The following is a 20,577-nucleotide window of genomic DNA, read 5'->3' as shown; positions in this document are numbered from 1 at the left end:
TGTCCGGAGTATGGGCGCACGCTCCTCCTTCCTGCTCGATGTCCTCATGACGGAGTTCGGCGAGTCGATTCAGCGAGACCCCGCCGCTTTCAGGCGGAAATTTCGGAAAATGGCGGCTTCTCCCTTCGCCTTCTACCGGGGCAGTGCCTGCCTGTTCTACGCGGACATGACCGGCTCGTACGCGGACGAGTCCTACCTCGACAAGCCGACCAGCCGGGTCTGGATCCACGGCGACCTCCACGCGGAGAACTTCGGCACGTACATGAACGCCTCCGGCGTCCTCGTCTTCAACGTCAACGACTTCGACGAGGCGTACGTGGGCCCGTACGTCTGGGACCTCAAGCGCTTCGCCGCCAGCGTGGCGCTCATCGGGTACGCCAAGGCGCTGTCCGACGACTCGATCAGCGTGCTCGTGACCGACTTCGCCGGCGCGTACCTGGTCGAGCTGGCCGCCCTCGCGGCCGGCGGGGACGACGCGATCGGCTCGCTCACCCTGGACACCACGACCGGCGTGCTGCACCGGGTCCTGCAGACGGCGCGGCTCAGCACGCGGGTGGCGCTGCTGGACGTCGAGACCGTGATCGACCACTACGACCGGCGGTTCGCGCTCATGGCGGGCAGGCAGAGCGTGGACGCGGCGGCCAGGCAGGCGGTGCTGGCCGCGTTCCAGGAGTACCTGGCCACGTTGCCGGGGCAGAGCCGCGGCGTCGAGCACGTGGTCAAGGATGTGGCGCTGCGCAAGGGCGTGGGCATCGGCTCGGCGGGGCTGCCCTCGTACAACCTGCTGCTCGAAGGGCGCTCGCAGGCGCTGGAGAACGACGTCATCCTCTACATGAAGCAGGCGGCGGTACCCGCGGTGGCGCGGTACGTCACCGACGAGAAGGTGGCCTCCTACTTCCTGCACCAGGGTCACCGCACGGCCGAGTCGCAGCGGGCCCTGCAGGCGTACGCCGATCCCTGGCTCGGCTACACGACCCTGAACGGGGTGGGCCAGCTCGTCGCCGAGGTGTCGCCGTACTCCGCCGACCTCGACTGGGACGACGTCAACGAGCCGGCGGAGCTGCGCTCGATCGTGCAGGACCTGGGGCGGGCGGTGGCGCGCATGCACTCGGTGGCCGACGACGAGTCCAGTCACGACCTCGTCGACTTCTCGACGGAGGAGGCGATCGTGGCGGTGATCGGCAACGACAAGCCCGGATTTATCGGGATGCTGGTGGATTTTGCCCACCGGTACGGGGCACAGGCCCGGGAAGACCATCAAAGGTTCGTCGACCTGTTCCGCAACGGCCGTCTCCCTGGCGTGTGACCCGGCGGCCGCGCGGGCGGGAGGAGAGGCGTCGTGCGACATCTGATCGGGCTGCTGCTCGGGACCGAGGAGGACTGGCCGTCGGCGTTCGAGACCGTGCTGCGGCGGCTCGGCCCGATCAAGGGGGTGGGCGAGTTCGACGTGGAGCGCCTCACGATCGAGCCGTTCGACCTGCGCGCCAGGCCGCGTCACGAGCTGGTGATCGACCGGCTGGCGTACTGGTACTACCACCCGCGCGAGTGGCTCAAGAAGGTCTCTATGATGGACGACGTCTACCTCCTGAACAGCCCGTTCACGTTCCAGTCGATGGAGAAGCACACGGCGTACTGCGCGATGATGCGGCTCGGGCTCAAGGTGCCGGAGACGGTGCTGGTGCCGTACAAGAACCCGATCGACAACGCGCGGTACGCCTACACGGCGGCCCGCTACAACCAGCCCTTCGACCTGGACGAGGTGGCGGAGCGGGTCGGCTACCCGCTCTTCATGAAGCCGTACGACGGCGGCGCCTGGCGCGGGGTGTCGCTGGTGCGCGACCGGGACGAGCTGCACCGGGCCTACGACCAGAGCGGCGAGATGCTCATGCATCTCCAGCAGGCCATCGAGGGCTACGACGCGTTCGCCAGGTCGTTGTCGATCGGGGCGGAGACGATGGTGATGCGATTCAGGCCCGAGGAGCCGATGCACGCCCGCTACGCCGTGGACCACGAGTTCCTGTCGCCGTCCGTGGGCGAGGAGGTGGTGACCATCGGGAAGCTGGTGAACGCGTTCTTCCGGTGGGAGTTCAACTCCTGCGAGACCCTGATCAAGGGCTCGGACGTGCACCCCATCGACTACGCCAACGCCTGCCCCGACGTGGCGCTGACGAGCCTGCACTACTACTTCCCCTGGGCGATCAAGACGCTGGTGAAGTGGAGCGTGTTCTGCGTGGCCACCCGGCGCAGGCCCAGGATCGACCTCGAGACGCACGACTACTTCGCCGTCGAGGGGACGTACGAGGAGCGGCTGGCGGAGTACCGGCGGCTGGCGGACAAGTACTTCCAGACCGAGCACTACCACGAGTTCTGCCAGGACCGCCTGGCGCACATCGACGAGGTGGTGCTGGAGTGGGTGGCCGGGGCCGAGTTCGACCGGTTACTGGTGGACACCGTGACCGCCACGTACCCGACCCACGAGCGCGACCGCTTCGTCGAGCACTTCCGCGGGCTGCTGCGGCTCTGGGTGAAAGAGTCCTAGAGCAGCTCGCGCAGCGCCGTGGCGAGGTTCGCCGCCGCCCGCGGCTCGTACCGCAGGTAGAGGTAGGGCTCCGTCAGCTCCACCTCGATGACCGCGGGCTCGCCGCCGGGTAGCCGGACCAGGTCGATCCGAGCGTAGAGAAGGGGCTGGGGTACGGCGGTGAGCACCTTCTCCGCGAGATCGACCTGGTCCGGGGCTGGTGTGCGGACCTTTGCCCGCGCGTTGTCGCCGTCCGTCATCCCGGGGGCCAGCATGGGCACCCGGCGTACGGCGTGGCTGAAGCGGCCGTTGAAGTACAGCAGCGAGGTCTCGCCCTCCGACTCGACCATGTCGAGGTACGGCTGCACCATCGGGGTGCGTCCGTCGGCCTCCAGCGCGGCGGCCAGCGCCTGGGCCTGGTCACGGCCGGTCGTCCTGGTGGTGTCGCGGGCGCCGGCGGAGATCGCCGGCTTGACGACGTACTCCGGCCAGTCCGGCAGGCCCTGCGACGACCAGTGCGTCGGCACGATCGGCACGCCGAGATCCCGCAGATAGGTCTTGTCGGTGTTGGTCTCGAGGACAGGGGACGGGTTGAGCAGCCTGGTGACGGACTCCACGCCGCGCGCCCACGCCAGGAACTCCTCCCGCCTGAGGATGTAGTCCCAGACCGAACGGACGACCACGGCGTCGTACGAGCTCCAGTCGACGGCGGGATCGTCCCAGCGCTCGACGCGCCCGTCGATGCCCGCCTCGCGCCAGGCCGACAGGGCGAGATCGCGCTCGTCGTCGCCGCCCTCGGGATCCTCGAACGTTACATATGCACAAATAGCCACCGAGGGATGCTATTACGGCGCGAGCCAGACCATTTCCGGCCCGGCTCGCGCCACGGACGCGCTCGCGGCTGCGCATCGCGGCGCGTCCCGCCTGGTCAGTCGATCTCGACGACGTCCTCGACGCGCGAGGTGCCGCGGTTGGTGGCGGTCACGGCGTTGCCGTTGACGTTGTTGACGCTCGTGGCGCCGAGGCCGCTGCGGTTGCTGCTGACGACGTTGCCGAAGTTGTTGCCCGACTGGGAGGACTCGCGGTTGGAGCTGGTGTTGCCGGCGTTGACGTCCGCGTACGCCGGCGCCGACAGCAGCGCCACACCCGTGGCCGCAGCGGCGACAAAACCGGTCACGCAGAGCTTCTTCATCATGTTTGTTGTTGTCCTTTCGGATCGTCTTGGTCTCGGACGTCAGCCGGTCAGTAGAAGATGTAGGTCACCGTGACCCCGCCGTCGGTGGCGGTCGGGGCGATGCCGTTGATGTTGTTGACGTTGGTGGAGGCGCCCTCGCCGCGGTTGACGGCGGTGACGTCGCCGAAGTTGTTTCCGGACTGGCTGGAGCCGCTGTTGCCGCTCCAGTTGCCGAACCAGCTGTCGCTGCGCCAGGGGCCGGACCAGCCGTCGTCTGCGTGTGCGGGTGGAGCCGGCAGCGCGCCGCCGACGGCCGCCGCCATTACGGCCGCGGCGCACACCCTTCTGATCACTCTCTGCTCCTTCGTCAGCGGGGCGTCAGGGTTGGCGGGCACGAGTCCCGCCCACCCCTTTGACCTTCCTTGACCGCAGGAGATCAAGGTCAGTGCGAGCATATAACCCTGCGTTGACGATAGGTAGCTGTAAGTTACCAGAACATTGTTCTATGAATGCTGGCCGTAGACCGGTTCGGGGGATGGGGCGGAGGCGAGGAGGGTGGTGACCGCCTCGCCGACGTGCGCCGGGTCCCAGCGAGCGCCCCGATCCACCTCGGGGCCGTGCCGCCAGCCGTCGGCCAGGGCGATCGTCGCGCCCTCCACCTCGAACACCCGGCCCGTCACATGGCCCGACCCGTCGGACCCGAGCCAGACCACGAGCGGTGCGATGTTCGCCGGGTCCATGGGGTCGAACCCGGACTCCGGCCTGGCCATGGTCGCGGCGAACACCTCCTCGGTCATGCGGGTACGGGCGGCGGGCGCGATGGCGTTCACCGTCACGCCGTACCTGCCCAGCTCGGCCGCGGCCACCTGCGTCAGCGCGGCGATCCCCGCCTTGGCGGCCGAGTAGTTGGCCTGGCCGACGCTGCCCAGCAGGCCCGCGCCGGACGAGGTGTTGATCACTCTGCCCTCGACGCGCTCGCCCGACTTGGACCTCTCCCGCCAGTGCGCCGCCGCGTGCCGCAGCGGCAGGAAGTGGCCCTTGAGGTGGACGCGTACGACGTCGTCCCAGTCCTGCTCGGTCATCGAGACGAGCATCCGGTCCCGCAGGAAGCCCGCGTTGTTCACCAGCACGTCGAGGCGGCCGTACGCGCTGACGGCGCTCTTGACCAGCCGGGCCGCGCCGTCCCAGTCGGACACGTCGTCGCTGTTGGCCACCGCCTGGCCGCCGAGCGCGTGGATCTCCGCGACCACCTCCAGCGCCGGGCCGCCCGAGCTGCCCTCGCCGGCCGGGCCTGTGCCGAGGTCGTTCACCACGACGCGGGCGCCCTGCCTGGCGAACTCCAGCGCGTGCTCCCTCCCGATGCCCCGACCGGCGCCCGTCACGATCACCACGCGGCCAGCACAGATTCCCACACAGACCTCCCAGAAGGATCATGAAGAGATATCAGGAAATGTCGCTGGAGGCCAGGTTTCGCCAGGCGGGGATCTCGCCGCCGCCGTCCACCCGTACCTCGGCGCCCGTGACGTAGCCGGGCGCGGCCAGCCACAAGCACGCCGCGGCCACGTCGGCGGGCGTCGCCATCCGGCCCGCGGGGATGGCCGCGCCCATCCCGTCCTCGCGCCCGCCGTAGTGCGAGGAAGCGTTCTCGGTGGCGGCGAGGCCGACCACGACGGTGTTGACGCGCACCTCCGGTGCCCACTCGGCGGCCAGGCAACGGGCCAGGTGGTGCAGCCCGGCCTTGGCGGCGCCGTACGCGGAGGTGCCGGGTGAGGGGCGCGCGCCACCGGCGCTGCCGATCATCACGATCGCCCCTCCGGCGGCGGCGAGCAGCGGGTACGCGCGCTGCGAGACCAGCAGCGGGGCCGTCAGGTTGAGCTCGATGACGCGGGCGTGCAGCCGCGGCGAGGTGCCGTCCAGCGGCGCGTACGGCGAGCCGCCCGCGTTGTTGACCACCACGTCGAGCCGGTCGAACCCGGAGATCAGCCGCTCGACGTCCGCGGGCACGCGCACGTCCGCCCGGACGAACCGGAGCCTCGGGATCGGGGCGGCGGGGTCGTTCCTGGCGCAGACCGTCACGTCGGCGCCCGCCGCGCGGAAGGCGCGGGCGATCCCAACGCCGATGCCCTTGGTGCCGCCGGTCACCAGGACGGCCTTGCCCGTGTAGTCGTAAGTCACGGTCACGGGTGCTACCGTACCAAGCAAGCGTTAGGTGCAACCAGACGGGAGCGGCGATGGGAATCACCCTGCGGGCCGGGCCGATCGCCGAGGTCGTGGTGGACGTGCCGCCGGTGAACGCGTTGACCGTGCGGGGCTGGGAGGAGCTGGCGGAGGCCGTCCGGCGGGCCGGGGACGAACCGGGGACCAGGGTGGTGGTGCTGCGGGCCGAGGGGCGCGGGTTCAACGCCGGGGTCGACATCAAGGAGCTGCGGGACGCCGAGGGTCACCAGGCGCTGGTCGACGTCAACCGGGCGTGCTACGCGGCGTTCGCGGCGGTCTATGAGTGCGCGGTGCCGGTGATCGCGGCGGTGCACGGCTTCTGCCTGGGCGGCGGCGTCGGCCTGGCCGGCAACGCCGACGTCGTGGTGGCGAGCGACGACGCGTACTTCGGGCTGCCCGAGGTGGACAGGGGCGCGCTGGGCGCGGCCACGCACCTGGCCAGGCTGGTCCCGCAGCACCTGATGCGCGCCATGGTCTACACGTGCAGGAACGCGACGGCCGCCGAGCTGCACGCGTTCGGGTCGGTGCTGGAGGTGGTGCCGCGCGACAAGCTGCGCGACGTGGCGCTGGAGGTGGCGGGGCAGATCGCCGCGAAGGACCCGTACGTGATCCGCCGCGCCAAGGAGTCCCTCAACGGCATCGACCCCGTGGACGTCAAGCGCAGTTACCGCTTCGAGCAGGGCTTCACCTTCGAGCTGAACCTGACGGGCGCCGGAGACCGGCACAGGGAGCGATTCACGTGACCAAGCTGATGTCGGCCGAGCAGGTCGCGAGCCGGATCGAGAGCGGGATGACGGTCGGGATCGGCGGCTGGGGCTCGCGCCGCAAGCCGATGGCGCTCGTACGCGCCCTCCTCCGCTCCCCCGCCGACGACCTCACGATCGTCTCGTACGGCGGCGCGGACGTGGGCATGCTGTGCGCGGCGAAGAAGGTACGCAAGGTCGTGGCCCCGTTCGTCACGCTCGACTCCATCCCTCTGGAGCCCCATTTCCGGCGGGCCAGGCAGGCCGGGGAGATCGAGTTCGTGGAGTACGACGAGGGGATGTTCATGTTCGGGCTGCTGGCGGGGGCGCACCGGCTGCCGTTCCTGCCGACGCGGGCCGGGCTGGGGTCGGACGTGCTGCGGGTCAACCCGGAGCTGCGGACGGTCCGGTCGCCGTACGCGGACGGGGAGGAGCTGGTCGCGGTGCCCGCGCTGACCATGGACGTGGCCCTGGTGCACATGAACCGGGCCGACGCCCGGGGCAACGCCCAGTACCTGGGTCCCGACCCGTACTTCGACGACCTCTACGCCAAGGCCGCGCGGCGGTGCTACGTGTCGTGCGAGCGGGTGGTGGAGGACCTGCTGAAGGAGGGGCCCTTGCAGTCGTTGCTGATCAGCCGCTCGATGGTGGCGGGGGTGGTGGAGGTGCCCGGCGGGGCGGGGTTCACCTCGTGCGAGCCCGACTACGGGCGGGACGAGGCGCTCCAGCGGCGTTACGTGGAGACGCCTTGGGAGGAGTTCGATGAGCAGCAGGGCTGACGTGTGCGTGGTGGCGTGCGCGGAGGCGTTCAGGGGCGACGGGGAGATCGTCGCCGCCGGGATCGGCGGGGCGGTCACGGTGCTGGCGGCGCGGCTGGCGCGGCTGACGTTCGAGCCGGAGCTGCTCACGCACGACGGCACCTGCCTGCTCACCGGCGACGTGCCCGCGCTGGGCGAGGCGCCCGAGGTGGTGGAGGGGTGGCTGCCGTTCCGCGAGCACCTGTGGCTGGTGCTGAACGGCCGGCGGCACGTCATGCTCGGGGCCAGCCAGATCGACCGGCACGGCAACACGAACATCTCCTGCATCGGCGACTGGTCGCGGCCCAAGGCGCAGCTGCTGGGCGTTCGGGGGGCGCCGGGGAACACACGCTGCGACCCGACCAGCTACTGGATTCCCCGGCACTCGACCCGGGTGTTCGTGCCCGAGGTGGACATGGTCAGCGGGGTCGGGACCGACAGGGGCGCCTTCGACCTGCGCCGGGTGGTGACGAACCTGGCCGTCCTGGACTTCCGCGGCCCTGACGGGACCATGCGGCTGGTGTCGGTGCATCCCGGGGTGCGGGTGGAGGACGTGGTGGCAGCAACCGGCTTCAATCTCGACATTCCCCGAAATGTCGCCCAGACGCGCGGGCCGGCCCCCGAGGAGCTCGACGTCCTGGACCGGCTCGATCCCCAGCGAACCCGCGACCGCGAGGTGGCGGCGTGAGGACCGCGCTGACCGATCTGGTCGGGTGCCGCCACCCGATCGTGCAGACCGGCATGGGGTACGTCGCGGGCGCCCGGCTCGCGGCGGCCACCTCGCAGGCGGGCGGTCTGGGCGTGATCGGCGCCGCGACGATGTCGGTGGCCGAGATGACCTCGGCGATCCGGCGGGTGAAGGAACGCACGGACGCGCCTTTCGGGGTGAACATCCGCTCCGACGCCGACGACGCCGCCGAGCGGATCGAGGTGCTGATCGGCGAGGGTGTGCGGGTGGCGTCGTTCGCGATGGCGCCCAAGCGCGACCTGATCGCGCGGCTCAAGGACGCGGGCGTGGTCACGATCCCGTCGGTGGGCGCCCGCCGGCACGCGGAGAAGGTGGCGGGCTGGGGCGTCGACGCGTTGATCGTCCAGGGCGGCGAGGGCGGCGGCCACACCGGCCCGGTCGCCACCACCTTGCTGCTGCCCCAGGTCGTGGACGCGGTCGACATCCCGGTGATCGCCGCCGGAGGCTTCTTCGACGGACGGGGGCTGGTGGCGGCCCTGGCGTACGGGGCCTGCGGGATCGCCATGGGGACCAGGTTCCTGCTGACCAGCGACTCCCCTGTGCCCGACGAGGTGAAGAAGCTGTATCTGGCCACGCGGGAGACGGTGGTCACGACCCAGTTGGACGGGGTGCCGCACCGGGTGCTCCTGACGCCTTTCGTGGCGTCGCTGGAGCGGTCGCGCCTGGTCCGTGCGGTGGTGAACGGGGCCAGGTTCAAGCGGCTGTCGGGGCTGTCGTGGGGCGAGCTGCTCCGCGAGGGCCGCCGGATGAGGCAGGCCCGCGACCTGACCTGGGCCCAGGTGCTGCAGGCGGCCAACACGCCGGTGCTGCTGCGGGCCGCGATGGTGGAGGGCAGGGCGGATCTCGGAGTGATGGCATCGGGCCAGGTGGTGGGCGTGATCGACGATCTGCCGTCATGCCGGGAGCTGATCGACCGCATCATGGCCGAGGCCGAGACCGCCCTCTCCCACCTGCCCCGGACATTCTCGTGACGCCGAGCCTAGACGACGGTGATGCCGCGGGCGGCGAGGATGGCGTTGGCCTGGGTCTGGTTGATGATGGCGCCCGCGAACGCCCGCAGCTTGGCGTCGTCCGGCTGGCCCAGGTCGGCCCCGCGCAGATCGGCCTTGGCGAACTTCGTGTGCAGCAGGCGCGTCCCGATCAGCCGGCAGTCACTGAACGTGGCCTCCGTGAAGTCGCAGCCCGACAGATCGGCGTCGTCGAAGCGCACGCCCTCGATGAGCTCCCCGCGCAGCGAGCAGCCGCCGAGGTTGGCCAGGGTCAGGTTGGAGCGGGTGAGCTTGAAGCCGGTGCCGCGCGAGGCGGTGAGCGCGGTGCCGATCATGCGGCAGCCCGCGAACGAGACGTCCGTCAGGAGCGCGCCGCCGAACTGGGCCGAGGACAGGTCCACGTCCGTGAACGTCACGTCGATGAGGTCGGCGTCGTTGAAGCGGGTCCGCATGCCGCCTCCGCCGGTGAACGAGGCACCGTCGAGGTCGGCCTTGCGGAAGTCGGTCTGGTCCAGCACGCACGACTCGAATCTGGCCCCCGCCAGCGGGGCGCCCCACAGGTCGGTCTCCGTGAGGTCGCAGTCGCGGAAGACGTGCGTCTCGTCGGAGGGGAGCCGGTCGGCCAGCGCTTTGCGTGAAAGATCCTCGCCGTCGAAGTTCACGGGATCACACCCTACCCATGAGCACCGGTGAGCACTTCGGCCGCGGCCTGCCCGCACACGCGGGCGGAGCCGTACGTGGCGATGTGCACGGCGCCCAGATCCGACCGCGCGGGAAGCCCCATCTCCACCACCACCGCGTCGGGCCGGGCGCTGAGCAGGTGCCGTAGCGACTGCTCCTGCCAGGCATAGCGGTGCACGTCACGGACCACGATCACCAGTGGCCGTCCTGCGGACTCCCTGAGCAGGCGCTCCAGCGCCGGACCCGTCGAGTCCCCCACCGCCAGCCGCCTCACCACGGTGTCCGGCAGCAGGCGGGACAGGGGCTCGCCGACGCCCCACGGCGTTTTCCTGTCGATGGCCAGGTTCATCTCCGGCGCCAGCTCCACCACGTACGCAGGGGAGGTCAGGGGCAGCACGGGAGCGGTCGACCGGCGGGTGAGCCTGATCGCCCGGCGCGCGGCGGCCAGGCCGATGGAGCCGTCACGGGGTGCCTGGCCGCCCGGGGAAGCGGCCCATGAGGCCAGCTCGCGGACCCTCCGAGCGGCGTCGGCCAGCCGCTCCTCGGGCAGCAGTCCCTGGGTCACCGCCATGGCGATCGCGTCGCGGATCCCGGCGGCGGTGGCCTCGTCGGCGCGCTCGCCGCCGACGCAGATCGCGTCGGCTCCAGCGGCGATGGCGCGGGCGGAGGCGCCCCCGATCCCGTACGCCCCCGCCACCGCCGCCATCTCGATGCCGTCAGTGATGATCATTCCTGGGAACCCGAGCTCCTCCCGCAGCAGCCCGGTGAGCACCTTGGGGCTGAGCGTGGCGGGCAGCTCGGCGTCGTACGACGGCACCAGGAGATGGCCGGTCATGACGGCCTTGACGCCTTCCTTGATCGCTTCTCGGAAAGGGAGCAGCGCGTCCTCGATCCCGTCGTCGGACACCACGGGCACGCCGTGATGCGAGTCGACCGAGGTGTCCCCGTGTCCGGGGAAGTGCTTGGCGCACGCGGCCACGCCCGCCGACTGCAGGCCGCGGACGAACGCCCTGGTATGCCGGGACACCAGGGCGGGGTCCGCGCCGAAGGCCCGCAGGCCGATGACGGGGTTGTCGGGGTTGGAGTTGACGTCGGCGGAAGGGGCGAAGTCGAGATTGATGCCCGCGGCGGCCAGGTCGCCGCCGAGATCCCTGGCCAGAGCCTCAGTCAGGCCCACGTCGTCCACGACGCCGAGCGCGTACCCGCCGGGGCGGCTGCTTCCAGTGGCCACCTCCAGCCTCGTGACCTCCCCCGACTCCTCGTCGGTGCCGACGAGCACCGAGGGGTTCTCGGCACGCAGCGCGGCGGTCAGCCGGGCCACCTGGGCGGCGTCGGCGATGTTGCGGGAGAACAGCACGACGCCGCCCAACCCGCCGCCGAGGCGGCGGCGGACCCAGTCGGGAGGCATGTGTCCCGTGAAACCGGGGAAGAGGACGGCGTCGGCGAGGCGAAGCAGGTCACCGCTCAAGGGCATGACCCGCAATCTAATAGGAAAGTTTCCTATTTGCTAGAGCTATTTTCTGACGTCAGCCGTCCTCTTTCGCAATGAACCCTCGCTACTCGGCGAGGCTGGAGATGATGCCCATGGTGAGTGCGGTGCGTTCCGGTATGTAGTCGACGATGGCGTGCTCCGAGCGGGAGTGGGAGCCCGCCCCGACGGGCCCGAGCCCGTCCAGCACTGGCCGGCCGAGCGCGGAGACGAAGTTGGCGTCGCTGGCTCCGCCGACTCCTGCCTGGCGCAGGTCCAGGCCCTGCTCGATGGCCGCCTTGTACGCCCTGGCGAACAGGTCTTCCGAGGCGGGGTTGGGGACCATGGGAGGCCGGTTCCACCCGCCGGTGAGCTCGATGGAGACGCGCGGGTCGGATGGGCGCAACGCGGCCAGCGCGGCGTCCACGCGGGCCATCTCCGCCGGGTCCGAGATGCGCACGTCGATGCCGCACGTGGCCTGGCCCGCGGTGACGTTGGTGCCGGTGCCGCCGCTGACGAGGCCGACGTTGACGGTCGTGCCGCGCTCGGGCGCGCCCAGCGTGGCGATCTCGGTGATCAGCGCGGCCAGCGCGTGGACCGCGCTGGCCCCTGCGGTGGGATCGAGACCGGCATGCGCCTCGACACCGGTGGCGGTCAGGTAGAAGATGCCGACGCCCTTCCTGGAGGTCTTCACCGCCCCGTCCACGGCGCCCTCGAAGACCAGGCTGGCCAGCGCGCCCTCGCTGGCCGCTTCGATCCGCTCGCGGGAGGCCGGGCTCCCGATCTCCTCGTCGCCGTTGAACAGCAGGTGGACCGAGGGGTGCGGCAGCCCGAGCTCGCGCAGCCCCCGCACCGCCCAGACCGCCTGGACAAGACCGGTCTTCATGTCGAAGACGCCGGGCGCGCTGATGACGCCGTCATCGATCCGCCACGGCCAGCCGGCGAGGGTGCCGGCCGGCCACACGGTGTCGTAGTGGCCGACCAGCAGGACGAATCCCGGCGCGGTGCCGCGGTAGGCCACCTCGAGCACGTCGCCGTGCTGCCCGCCATCGTGACGAGTTAGCTGGTCCGGCTCCCCGGCGCGGTCGGCGACCCAGAGGCCGATCTCGTCGAGCGTCCGGTCCAGGAGTCGCTTGTCATCGCTGGGGCTTTCCAGTTCGACGAGCCTGCGAAGGTCGTCGAGCATGGTGGGAAGGGCCTGAGAGGCCCACGCGGAAGCCGGTGTCACAGTCAAAATCCTTGTTGCAGAGAGGGGTTATCGGACAGGTACGCCCGGTCCGAGGGGAATGCCGAGCGCCCACCACGCCAGGAAGAACAGCGTCCAGGTGACGAGCATCACCAGGCACAGGGGCAGGACGAGGGCCATCAGGGTGCCGATGCCGGCGGATTTGCGGTAGCGCTGAACGAACCCGAGCACCAGCACGAAGAAGGGACTCATCGGCGACAACGCGTTGGTGCAGGAGTCGGCGATGCGGTAGACCGCCTGGGTGGTCTCCGCCGGAATGTCCAGCAGCATCAGCATCGGCACGAACACCGGGCCGACCAGCGCCCACTGGGCGGAGCCGCTGGTGATCAGCAGGTTGATGATCGTGACGATGAGCAGGATGCCGATGAACACCACCGGGCCGTTGATCCCGGCCGCCTTGAGCAGGTCGGCGCCCTTGACCGCGACGATCGTGCCGATGTTGGTCCACTTGAAGTAGGCCAGGAACTGCGAGATGGCGAAGAACAGCACGATGACCGGGGCCATCTCCTTCATGCCGTGCGCCATGAAGTCGGGCACGTCACTGCTCTTCTTGATGGTGCCGACGGTGCGCCCGTAGACGATGCCGACGACGGCGAAGGCGATGCCGATCAGCAGGGCGACCGCACCCAGGAGCGGGCCGAGCGCCAGGTCGCCGTTCTCGTCGCGCAGCGGCGAGCTGGACGGGACGATGGCCAGCGCGACCAGCGCGGCGATCACGATCAGCGCGATGCCGGACCGGCGCAGGCCGCGGCGCTCCAGGTCGGTCAGGTTGAGGTCGCCCAGGTCACCGATCTCGGCGTCGTCGTCGATCGGCATGCTCTTCGCCCGCTTGGTGAGGAGGGTCTCCGTCACCAGCGTGATGACGATGGAGAGCACGACCGAGGAGCCGAGGGAGAAGAAGTAGTTGGCCAGCGGCGTGACGGTGACGTTGGGGTCGATCGTGTGCGCGGCCCCGGTGGTGATGCCGCCCAGGATGACGTCCGTCGGGGTGATCACGGGGCTGGCGTCGAAGCCGGCCGCGACCGATACGTAGGCCACGATCACGCCGATGATCGGGTTGCGGCCGATCGCGTAGAAGGCCAGGCCGCCCAGCGGGATCAGCACGATGTACGCCGAGTCGGCGGCCGCGTGGGAGATCATGCCGGTGAAAGCGAGCGCGAAGGTCACCCATTTCGCCGGCACCCGGGAGATGCCGCGCCTGAGCACGGCGGCCAGCAACCCGGCCTTGTCGGCCACGGCCACGCCGAGCATGACCACCAGGACCGTGCCCAGCGCGGGGAAGGCGGCGAAGTTCTCGATGGCTTTGCCGAGCATCAGCTCGACGCCCTCGGCCGAGAGCAGGTTCTGTACGGCGACGGTCTTCTTGTCAGCCGGATTCACTGCCGACACGTTGGCGGCCGACAGTGCCCAGCTCAGCCCCATGAGCAGGACGCTCAGGATGATGAATAGCCAGAACGGATGGGGAAGCTTGTTCCCGGCGCGCTCAATGCCATTCAGAACGCGCATGGTCGCCTTCAGTGAACGCGACTCTTTTTCTTCCACGGACAGGGGGGTGGACATGAACCCTCACATTAACTCAGATTCCGGTCAGACCGCAAGTGGTAAGAACGCATACCGCTTCGCCGAAAACTCGTTCCGATGATTCGATCTTCAACTATAAGGCCAGGTCACACAGCCGTTGTCGCGTTCCAAAAAGCAAACTCGCCAACCACGTTACGGACGACCCGGCTTTCATCCGATAAGCCAGCGACTCAAATAGAACGCCGCTATGCCGACCGACGTGGACAGCAGGAATCTTTTCGAGACGAGGCCCGTCGCCAAGGTGACCAGACCGCCGATCAGATAAGGATTCGCCAGCGTCAGCTCGATGCCCTTTCCGGACGGCGCGAGAATGGCCGGGAACACCAGCGCGGCGAGCACCGCCGGCGGGGTGTACCGCAGCAGGGTCTCCACCAGCGGCGGCATTTCCCGGTCGGCGAGGATCGCCAGCGGCAGATACCGGGGCAGGAAACTGACCAGCCCCATGCCGAGGATCAGCAGCGCCATGTTCATCCCACGTTCTCCTTGACCTTGGCCTTGTTCTTCGTCGCCCACTCGCATCCGGCGCCGACCACCGCGCCGACGACCGCGGCCAGAACCACGCCGAGGTTGTACGGCAGGCCCTGCGCCACCATGACGGTCACTCCCGCGGAGCAGATGGCGGCGCCCACTCGCCAGTTCACGAGCCCGATCGCGAGCATGGCGACGAACATGCCGGTGACCGGGAAGTCGAGGCCGAGCTTCTCCACGTCCGGCACGGCGGACCCGAGCGACATGCCGACCACCGTGGACAGCATCCAGGGGACGTACAGCATCACCGACGCCCCGAGGAAGAACAGGTGCTTGCTGTGGGTCAGCGTGCCCTTGCGCAGGCGTTCTATCGCCACGAAGAACACCTCGTCGATCAGCCCGAAGCCGAGGAGCAGCCGCCAGCGCTGGGGAACCTCTTTGACGTACGGGATCAGGATCGTGGAGTACAGCAGCATCCGCAGGCCCAGGATGGCCGTGGTGAGGATGATCGCCGGCCAGCTCGTGCCATCGGCGATCAGCGCGAAGCCGACGAACTGTGCGGTGCCGGAGTTCACGGCCATCGCCAGGGCCAGGGTCTCGAACTCCGACAGCCCGCTGGACAAACCCAGCACGCCTCCCGCGATGCCCATGGGGATGGCGGAGGCGAGGAAGGGCATCGTGCTCCTGGCCCCAGCCAGGAACTGCCGGAGCGGCGTCGACGCCTCGGATGGATTGACGGTGGACATCTCAGTGCTCTTCTTTCCATAGCGAGCGCACCAGGTCGGCCACGGCGTGCGGCACCGTGCTGCAGAAGTAGTGGCCGGCCGGGCCGACTTCCGCGAGCCCGAGTTCGGCGGAGAACATCGACCACTCCTCGTATCGCCGGTCGTACTCGGGAGTGAGCGGGTCGTCGGTGGCGTACACGGTCGTGAGGGGGACGCCGAGCGTGGCCCTGGTCCCCTCTTCGGCGTGCGCGAGCAGGTAGGCGTTGGCGGAGCGGGAGTCGTGCCTGAACACTTTCGCCATGAAGGCCGCCTGGGCGGGCGTGAGCGGGCCGAGTTCGGTCACGCCGGCCAGCCAGGCCAGGACGTCGTCGTCGCTCATCGTGTCCGCCTGGCGCACGGCCTCGCGGGTGGTGCGGTTGTCGTGAAGGAGCTTGCCGCCCACGAAGACGTGCAGAGGCGGCCGGCCTGCCGCCTCCATCAGGCGTGCCGTCTCCATCGCCAGTGCCGAACCCACGCAGTGGCCCCAGAGCAGCACATCCCCGGCGAGGGTGGTGCGGATCTCGTCCGCCAGCAGCCTGGCGGCCTCCTCCACGGGCAGGAGGGGCTCGTCAGGATGCCCGGCGTCGTGCCCTGGGAGCTCGACGCCGTAGACGGCGATGTCGTCCTCCTTGCCGAAGGCGGCGGCCAGCGGTTCGAAGTTGATGGCATTGCCGCCGGCGTAGGGGAAGCAGACCAGGGCGCACCGGGCGTTGTCCGGGTTCTCCGACAGGGCCCGGAGCATGCCCGAATCCGGCCCGGCGTCCTCCTTCAGCCGCGTCTGGGCCACCACGGACAGCGGCCCGAGGGTGGAGTTCCGCATCAGATCGGTGAGCGACACGAGGCCGTCCAGCTCCATCACCACCCGCATCGCGGTCAGGGAGCCGCCGCCGAGCTCGAAGAAGTTGCCGTCGAGCGTGATGCTCTCCAGAGGCACGTCGAGGACCCTGGCCCACGCCTGCGCGATGCGGAGTTGCACGGGCCCTTCCGGGCGAGAGGCCTCGCGGGAGGCGCTCCGCCGGCGGGGCTGGTGGAACTCCCGGCGCGGGCGTTCCGGAAGGAGTTCCAGGCCGCCGGGCATCCGACGGCCGTACCGGCCGGTGGGCACCGCGACGCTCTCGTCGTCGGCCGCGACGAGGAGGACCTGGCCGGGGGTGGCGAAGGGCGCCCGGAGGCCATGGCCGTCCACTATCCGCAGGTGGAACCGGCGGGCGGGGTCGGGGACGAGCCCGGCCGCCGCTGCCGGGAGCGCTTCTGACCGCTCGGCCGCGGCCAGTGCCGTGCTCTCCTCGGCGGGCAGGAGGTCGGCGAGATGCTGCGGGGCGTCGGGGTCGGCGGTCATCGCCTCGAACGCGGCCGTGTAGTACGCGCCCATCCTGGCCACCTGCCAGGGCTCGAACAGGTGGGCGTGGTAGTGCAGGCTCAGCCGTACCTCGTCGGTGACGAAGTGCCTGGAGAACTCGGCACGCAGCACGAACTCCGTCTCCGAGTTCGCCCGTACGTCGAGCAGCGCGAAACCCTCGCGTGCCTCAAGCTGCTTGAGCAGGTAGAAGTGGGTGAAGTTGAAGGCGGTCTCGAACAGCGGGTCCTGGATTCCCAGGTCGCGCTTCATCTGCGCCATCGGATAGCGCCGCGCCGGCAGCAACTCGGCCTCGGACCGGTAGACCTGGCCTATCAGGTCCGCCCAGGAGCCTTCCTCGACGCGGGCGCGGAAGGGCACCGTGTTGAGGAACAGCCCGATCGCCTCGGTGGCGCCGTGGGTCTCCGGACGGCCGCTGTGCTCGTAGCCGGCCACGACGTCGCTCTCGCCGGCGATCAGCGAGAGCACCTTGAGATGCGCGGCCAGCGCGACGTTCTTGACCGGCACGGACAGCCTGTCGGCCAGCGCCACGATCCGGTCGGACAGCCCGCGCGGGAACTCCACCTCGTGGAACACCACGGGAAAGACGTCCGGCTCTGCCGAGTCCCTGGTCCTCGGCAGCTCGGTGAAGGCGCCTTGGGCGAGCAGCTGGGCCCAGTACGAGCGGTGCTCCTCGGTTGCCAGCGAGCGGCGTTCCAGCGCGACGTAGTCACGCAGATGGTTGCCCGGCAGGGCGTCGGGCAGCGGACGCCCCTCCAGGAGCCGGTGGTAGATGTCGAACAGCGTGGTGTGCACCAGCGTGATGCTCCAGCCGTCGAGCGCCGAGTTGTGCTGGCTGAGCGTGTAGCGGAACAGGTCGTCGCCGAGCACGTGCACGTGCAGCCGGACCAGTCCGGGCTCCGTCCAGACGAAGCGGTGGGCCTTCTCCCGCTCGGCCCATGCGCGATACCAGGCGTCCTGCTCCTGTTCGGTCTTGCCACGCAGGTCGGCGACGAAGAGCGGCGCGGGGGCATCCTGGTGGACGAGCTGCAGGTACTCGCTGTAGCCGGTGAGGTGGTAGCTGGTGCGGAAGATGGGGTTCCGCGCGACGAGGATCCGCACCGCCTGCTCGAACCGCTCGGCGTCGAACGTGCTCTGGATCGTGTAGCTGAGGATGTCGTGATATTCGACGGTGGAGTGCGACAGCTCGCTCTGGAAGACCAGGCCGGCCTGGAGCTGGGTCATCGGGTAGGCGTCCACCACCCCGTCCGGGATCTTCGCCCGGTCTTCCGGTCTCAGCAGCTCGAACGGCTCCGGCACGTGGGTCTCCGCGCCACCCGCCGCATCGGCCGCCAGCGCCGCGAGCCGGGCGATCGTCGGATTCTCGAAGAGCTGCTCGAAGGTGAAGTCCAGGCCGTGAGCGCGGCTCTTGGCCAGCACGGTGACGAACCGGATCGAGTCGCCGCCGAGCGCGAAGAAGTTGTCGTGCACGCCGACCCGCTCGCGGCCGAGCACCTCACCCCAGATCCGGGCCAGGTGCTCCTCTCGCGGCGTCCGCGGGGCGGTGTATTCAGCCACCTCACCGGGTTCGGGCAGCGCCCGGCGATCCAGTTTGCCGTTCGGCGTGAGCGGCCAGTGCTCCAGCGCGACCAGCCTGGCGGGCACCATGTACTCGGGAAGCGCGCGCCTGAGATGGCTTTTGAGCTCGTCCTCCGAGATCGGCTCTGGCGCCAGCACATACCCGCGGAGCGCACCGTTCTTCCCGTGAGCCACGACCACGGCGTCCCGCACGCCGGCGTGCTGCCGCAGGCACTCCTCGATCTCGCCCGGCTCGATCCGGTGGCCGCGCACCTTGACCTGGTGGTCCATCCGGCCCAGGAACTCGATCGCGCCGTCGGGCAACCGGCGGGCCAGGTCCCCTGTGCGGTAGACGCGTTCCTCGCCGGCGTGCGGGGCGGCGGTGAACCGCTCGGCGGTCAGCTCCGGCCGCCCGAGATACCCCCGGGCAAGTTGCACGCCGGCGATGCACAGCTCGCCGGGGATGCCGACCGGCTGCGGGCGCAGGTCGGCGTCGAGCACGTGGACGCGGGTGTTGTCGACCGGCCAACCGATCGGCACCCGGCTCTCGTCGCCCCGGCACGCGTAGTGGGTGACGTCCACGGTGGCCTCGGTCGGCCCGTACAGGTTCACCAGGCGCGCGGCCGGGACGACCTCGTGGAAGCGCCGGGCATGCTGCGGGGTCAGCGCCTCGCCGCTGGCGAACACCTGCCGTAGTGTGGCCGTCCCGTCCTGCTCGCCCGTTCCTGACAGGAAGTCGAGGAATGCGCCGAGCATGGACGGGACGAAGTGCATCGTGGTGACGCCGTGCCGCCGGATGGCGGCGACCAGCGCTTCCGGGTCCCGCTCCGCGCCCGGCTCGGGCAGGCACACCGCCGCGCCCGCCAGCATCCCCCAGAACAGCTCCCACACCGAGACGTCGAAGGAGGTGGGCGTCTTCTGCATGATGACGTCGGCGGCGTTGATCGGGTACGCCTTGTGCATCCAGCTGATGCGGTTGACCACCGAGCGGTGCTCGATCTGGACGCCCTTGGGCGCGCCGGTCGAACCCGATGTGTAGATGACGTAGGCCAGATCGCGAGCGGTGCCCTGCGCAGGCGGCGGGTCCGACTCCGGCGCGTAGGCGGCCTCGTCCGTCAGGTCCAGGACCGCCGTCTCCGCGCCCGCCAGGCCGGCGAGGTGGGGCTGGGTGAGGACCAGGCGCGCAGCGCTGTCACGCAGGAGGTACGCGATGCGGTCGCGGGGGTTGCCGGGGTCGATCGGCAGGTATGCGCCACCCGCCCGCAGCACGGCGTAGACGGCCACGAACATCTCCGGCGACCGCTCCGCCAGCACAGCCACGAGGTCGTCGCGGCCCACGCCGTGAGCACGCAACGTGTGCGCCAGGCGGTTGACTCTGGCGTTCAGTTCGGCGTACGTGAGGCGGAAGCCGTCGCCCACCACGGCGAGGTCGTCCGGGGTCGCGGCGGCCCGCCGGCCGAGCAGCTCGTCGAGCCGTACCGTGTCGTCGAAGGCGACGTCCGTGGCGTTCACCGCGGCGCTCAGCGCGCGGTCGGCGTCGGAGCGCAGGTCGAGCGCGCTCAGCGCCAGGTCGAGATGGGCGGTGGCCTGATCGAGCAGCGACGCGCAGTGGTCGAGGAGCCGCCGGGCGGTGTCCGCCGTGTGGTTCTCGGGCCGGTGCAGCAGCCGCAGGGCCAGGCCGTCCGCCTCGCGGACGAAGGTGAAGACGAGCGGGAAATCCGGCCGGTCGGCGCTGTCGCCCACGCTGTCACCCACTGGGCCGACGAGCACGTCGGCGAGCGGGCCGTCCTCGGCCAGCAGCTCGATCGGGTAGTCCTGATGCTCGACCGCGGCCCGCAACCGGGCCGCCACCTCGCCGAGCAGGTCGCGCAGCGTGCTGTCGCGGCTGATCGGCAGCCGGATCGGCAGCGCGGACGCCAGCGGCGGCGGACCGCCGGCGACCGGGAAGGCGGGCGTGGCCAGCACGACTTCCTCCCCGCCCGTGTGGCGCTGGAGCAGCGCGCCGACCGCGGCGATCAGCAAGGAGCGCAGGGCGGTGTCCTGACCTCGGGCCAGCTTCAGCAGCCGGTCCGCCAAGGCGGGATCGAGGTCGAGCGCGGCGGCGGCGTGCGGGCCGCGGCCGGGCGCGCTGTGGTCGGCGGGGAAGCCGGCGCGGTCGGGCAGCGCCGCCAGCTCCGCGCGCCAGTACGCGCCCTCACGGGGACGCTGCGCGGCCGCGACCTTGAGCCCGCCCAGGGTCTCGATGGATTGCATGGTGCTCTCCCAGCCG

General features: G+C 70.3%; 18 protein-coding genes. 6 read left to right on the top strand and 12 right to left on the bottom strand.

Going from position 1 to position 20,577, the window contains the following annotated elements:
• The first annotated feature begins 10 nt into the window (after positions 1-10).
• A complete protein-coding gene (locus tag ABN273_RS17615) occupies positions 11-1,306 on the top strand; it encodes a DUF2252 domain-containing protein (RefSeq protein ID WP_349449965.1) in 1,296 nt (431 codons plus the stop codon).
• A 33-nt stretch (positions 1,307-1,339) separates the two neighbouring features.
• Positions 1,340-2,539, top strand: a complete 1,200-nt coding sequence (locus ABN273_RS17610) for an ATP-grasp domain-containing protein (RefSeq protein ID WP_349449964.1) — start codon at positions 1,340-1,342, stop codon at positions 2,537-2,539.
• On the opposite strand, the gene ABN273_RS17605 is transcribed toward ABN273_RS17610, so the two are convergent.
• The 5 genes from ABN273_RS17605 to ABN273_RS17585 form a co-directional block, all read right to left on the bottom strand.
• Entirely contained in the window at positions 2,536-3,351 is an 816-nt protein-coding gene (locus tag ABN273_RS17605; RefSeq protein ID WP_349449963.1) for an ATP-grasp domain-containing protein, read from the bottom strand. The genes ABN273_RS17610 and ABN273_RS17605 overlap by 4 nt on opposite strands.
• Before the next feature lie 95 nt (positions 3,352-3,446).
• Positions 3,447-3,695 carry a hypothetical protein gene (locus tag ABN273_RS17600; protein ID WP_349449962.1) on the bottom strand — a complete coding sequence of 83 codons (249 nt, stop codon included), beginning with the start codon at positions 3,693-3,695 and terminating at the stop codon, positions 3,447-3,449.
• Positions 3,696-3,760: 65 nt separating this feature from the next.
• Positions 3,761-4,045: a hypothetical protein gene (locus ABN273_RS17595; RefSeq protein ID WP_349449961.1), complete on the bottom strand. Its 285-nt coding sequence runs from the start codon at positions 4,043-4,045 to the stop codon at positions 3,761-3,763.
• Between the two features lie 150 nt (positions 4,046-4,195).
• The gene (locus tag ABN273_RS17590) at positions 4,196-5,104 is read right to left on the bottom strand and encodes an SDR family oxidoreductase (protein WP_349449960.1); all 909 of its coding nucleotides are present in this window, start codon (positions 5,102-5,104) and stop codon (positions 4,196-4,198) included.
• Positions 5,105-5,135: 31 nt separating this feature from the next.
• Positions 5,136-5,873, bottom strand: a complete 738-nt coding sequence (locus ABN273_RS17585; RefSeq protein ID WP_349449959.1) for an SDR family oxidoreductase — start codon at positions 5,871-5,873, stop codon at positions 5,136-5,138.
• A 50-nt stretch (positions 5,874-5,923) separates the two neighbouring features.
• On the opposite strand from ABN273_RS17585, the gene ABN273_RS17580 reads away from it, so the two are divergent.
• The 4 genes from ABN273_RS17580 to ABN273_RS17565 are packed head-to-tail and all read left to right on the top strand — an operon-like array spanning position 5,924 to position 9,168.
• Positions 5,924-6,652: an enoyl-CoA hydratase family protein gene (locus ABN273_RS17580; protein WP_349449958.1), complete on the top strand. Its 729-nt coding sequence runs from the start codon at positions 5,924-5,926 to the stop codon at positions 6,650-6,652.
• Between the two features lie 8 nt (positions 6,653-6,660).
• On the top strand, positions 6,661-7,431 hold the full coding sequence (locus ABN273_RS17575; protein ID WP_349450115.1) for a CoA transferase subunit A: 771 nt from the start codon (positions 6,661-6,663) through the stop codon (positions 7,429-7,431).
• Positions 7,415-8,137, top strand: a complete 723-nt coding sequence (locus tag ABN273_RS17570; protein WP_349449957.1) for a CoA-transferase subunit beta — start codon at positions 7,415-7,417, stop codon at positions 8,135-8,137. Before ABN273_RS17575 ends, ABN273_RS17570 begins: the two co-directional genes overlap by 17 nt.
• On the top strand, positions 8,134-9,168 hold the full coding sequence (locus ABN273_RS17565) for an NAD(P)H-dependent flavin oxidoreductase (protein WP_349449956.1): 1,035 nt from the start codon (positions 8,134-8,136) through the stop codon (positions 9,166-9,168). The genes ABN273_RS17570 and ABN273_RS17565 overlap by 4 nt, the downstream gene beginning before the upstream one ends.
• 8 nt (positions 9,169-9,176) lie before the next feature.
• Here ABN273_RS17565 and ABN273_RS17560 read toward each other — a convergent pair whose 3' ends face one another.
• From ABN273_RS17560 to ABN273_RS17530, 7 genes are all read right to left on the bottom strand, one after another.
• On the bottom strand, positions 9,177-9,848 hold the full coding sequence (locus ABN273_RS17560) for a pentapeptide repeat-containing protein (RefSeq protein WP_349449955.1): 672 nt from the start codon (positions 9,846-9,848) through the stop codon (positions 9,177-9,179).
• 11 nt (positions 9,849-9,859) lie between these two features.
• Positions 9,860-11,341 carry a glycoside hydrolase family 3 protein gene (locus ABN273_RS17555; RefSeq protein WP_349449954.1) on the bottom strand — a complete coding sequence of 494 codons (1,482 nt, stop codon included), beginning with the start codon at positions 11,339-11,341 and terminating at the stop codon, positions 9,860-9,862.
• An 82-nt stretch (positions 11,342-11,423) separates the two neighbouring features.
• Entirely contained in the window at positions 11,424-12,563 is a 1,140-nt protein-coding gene (locus ABN273_RS17550; RefSeq protein ID WP_349449953.1) for a M20 family metallopeptidase, read from the bottom strand.
• Positions 12,564-12,590: 27 nt separating this feature from the next.
• On the bottom strand, positions 12,591-14,087 hold the full coding sequence (locus ABN273_RS17545) for an AbgT family transporter (RefSeq protein WP_349449952.1): 1,497 nt from the start codon (positions 14,085-14,087) through the stop codon (positions 12,591-12,593).
• 225 nt (positions 14,088-14,312) lie between these two features.
• Positions 14,313-14,633, bottom strand: a complete 321-nt coding sequence (locus ABN273_RS17540; protein WP_349449951.1) for an AzlD domain-containing protein — start codon at positions 14,631-14,633, stop codon at positions 14,313-14,315.
• Positions 14,630-15,376 carry an AzlC family ABC transporter permease gene (locus tag ABN273_RS17535; protein WP_349449950.1) on the bottom strand — a complete coding sequence of 249 codons (747 nt, stop codon included), beginning with the start codon at positions 15,374-15,376 and terminating at the stop codon, positions 14,630-14,632. Before ABN273_RS17535 ends, ABN273_RS17540 begins: the two co-directional genes overlap by 4 nt.
• A gap of 1 nt (position 15,377) precedes the next feature.
• Positions 15,378-20,561: a non-ribosomal peptide synthetase gene (locus tag ABN273_RS17530; protein ID WP_349449949.1), complete on the bottom strand. Its 5,184-nt coding sequence runs from the start codon at positions 20,559-20,561 to the stop codon at positions 15,378-15,380.
• Positions 20,562-20,577 lie beyond the last annotated feature (16 nt).

The organism is Nonomuraea sp. B19D2 (assembly GCF_040137845.1).
GTDB lineage: Bacteria > Actinomycetota > Actinomycetes > Streptosporangiales > Streptosporangiaceae > Nonomuraea.
Note: the sequence above shows the minus strand (reverse complement) of the source record. Positions and strands in the feature narration are given on the sequence as shown.

Excerpts from the sequence above, each read along its gene's own strand:
- ABN273_RS17535 (WP_349449950.1), bottom strand. The coding sequence starts at position 15,376 with ATGTCCACCGTCAATCCATCCGAGGCGTCGACGCCGCTCCGGCAGTTC.
- ABN273_RS17580 (WP_349449958.1), top strand. The coding sequence starts at position 5,924 with ATGGGAATCACCCTGCGGGCCGGGCCGATCGCCGAGGTCGTGGTGGAC.
- ABN273_RS17575 (WP_349450115.1), top strand. The coding sequence starts at position 6,661 with ATGTCGGCCGAGCAGGTCGCGAGCCGGATCGAGAGCGGGATGACGGTC.
- ABN273_RS17530 (WP_349449949.1), bottom strand. The coding sequence starts at position 20,561 with ATGCAATCCATCGAGACCCTGGGCGGGCTCAAGGTCGCGGCCGCGCAG.
- ABN273_RS17615 (WP_349449965.1), top strand. The coding sequence starts at position 11 with ATGGGCGCACGCTCCTCCTTCCTGCTCGATGTCCTCATGACGGAGTTC.
- ABN273_RS17540 (WP_349449951.1), bottom strand. The coding sequence starts at position 14,633 with ATGAACATGGCGCTGCTGATCCTCGGCATGGGGCTGGTCAGTTTCCTG.
- ABN273_RS17570 (WP_349449957.1), top strand. The coding sequence starts at position 7,415 with ATGAGCAGCAGGGCTGACGTGTGCGTGGTGGCGTGCGCGGAGGCGTTC.
- ABN273_RS17555 (WP_349449954.1), bottom strand. The coding sequence starts at position 11,341 with ATGCCCTTGAGCGGTGACCTGCTTCGCCTCGCCGACGCCGTCCTCTTC.
- ABN273_RS17545 (WP_349449952.1), bottom strand. The coding sequence starts at position 14,087 with ATGCGCGTTCTGAATGGCATTGAGCGCGCCGGGAACAAGCTTCCCCAT.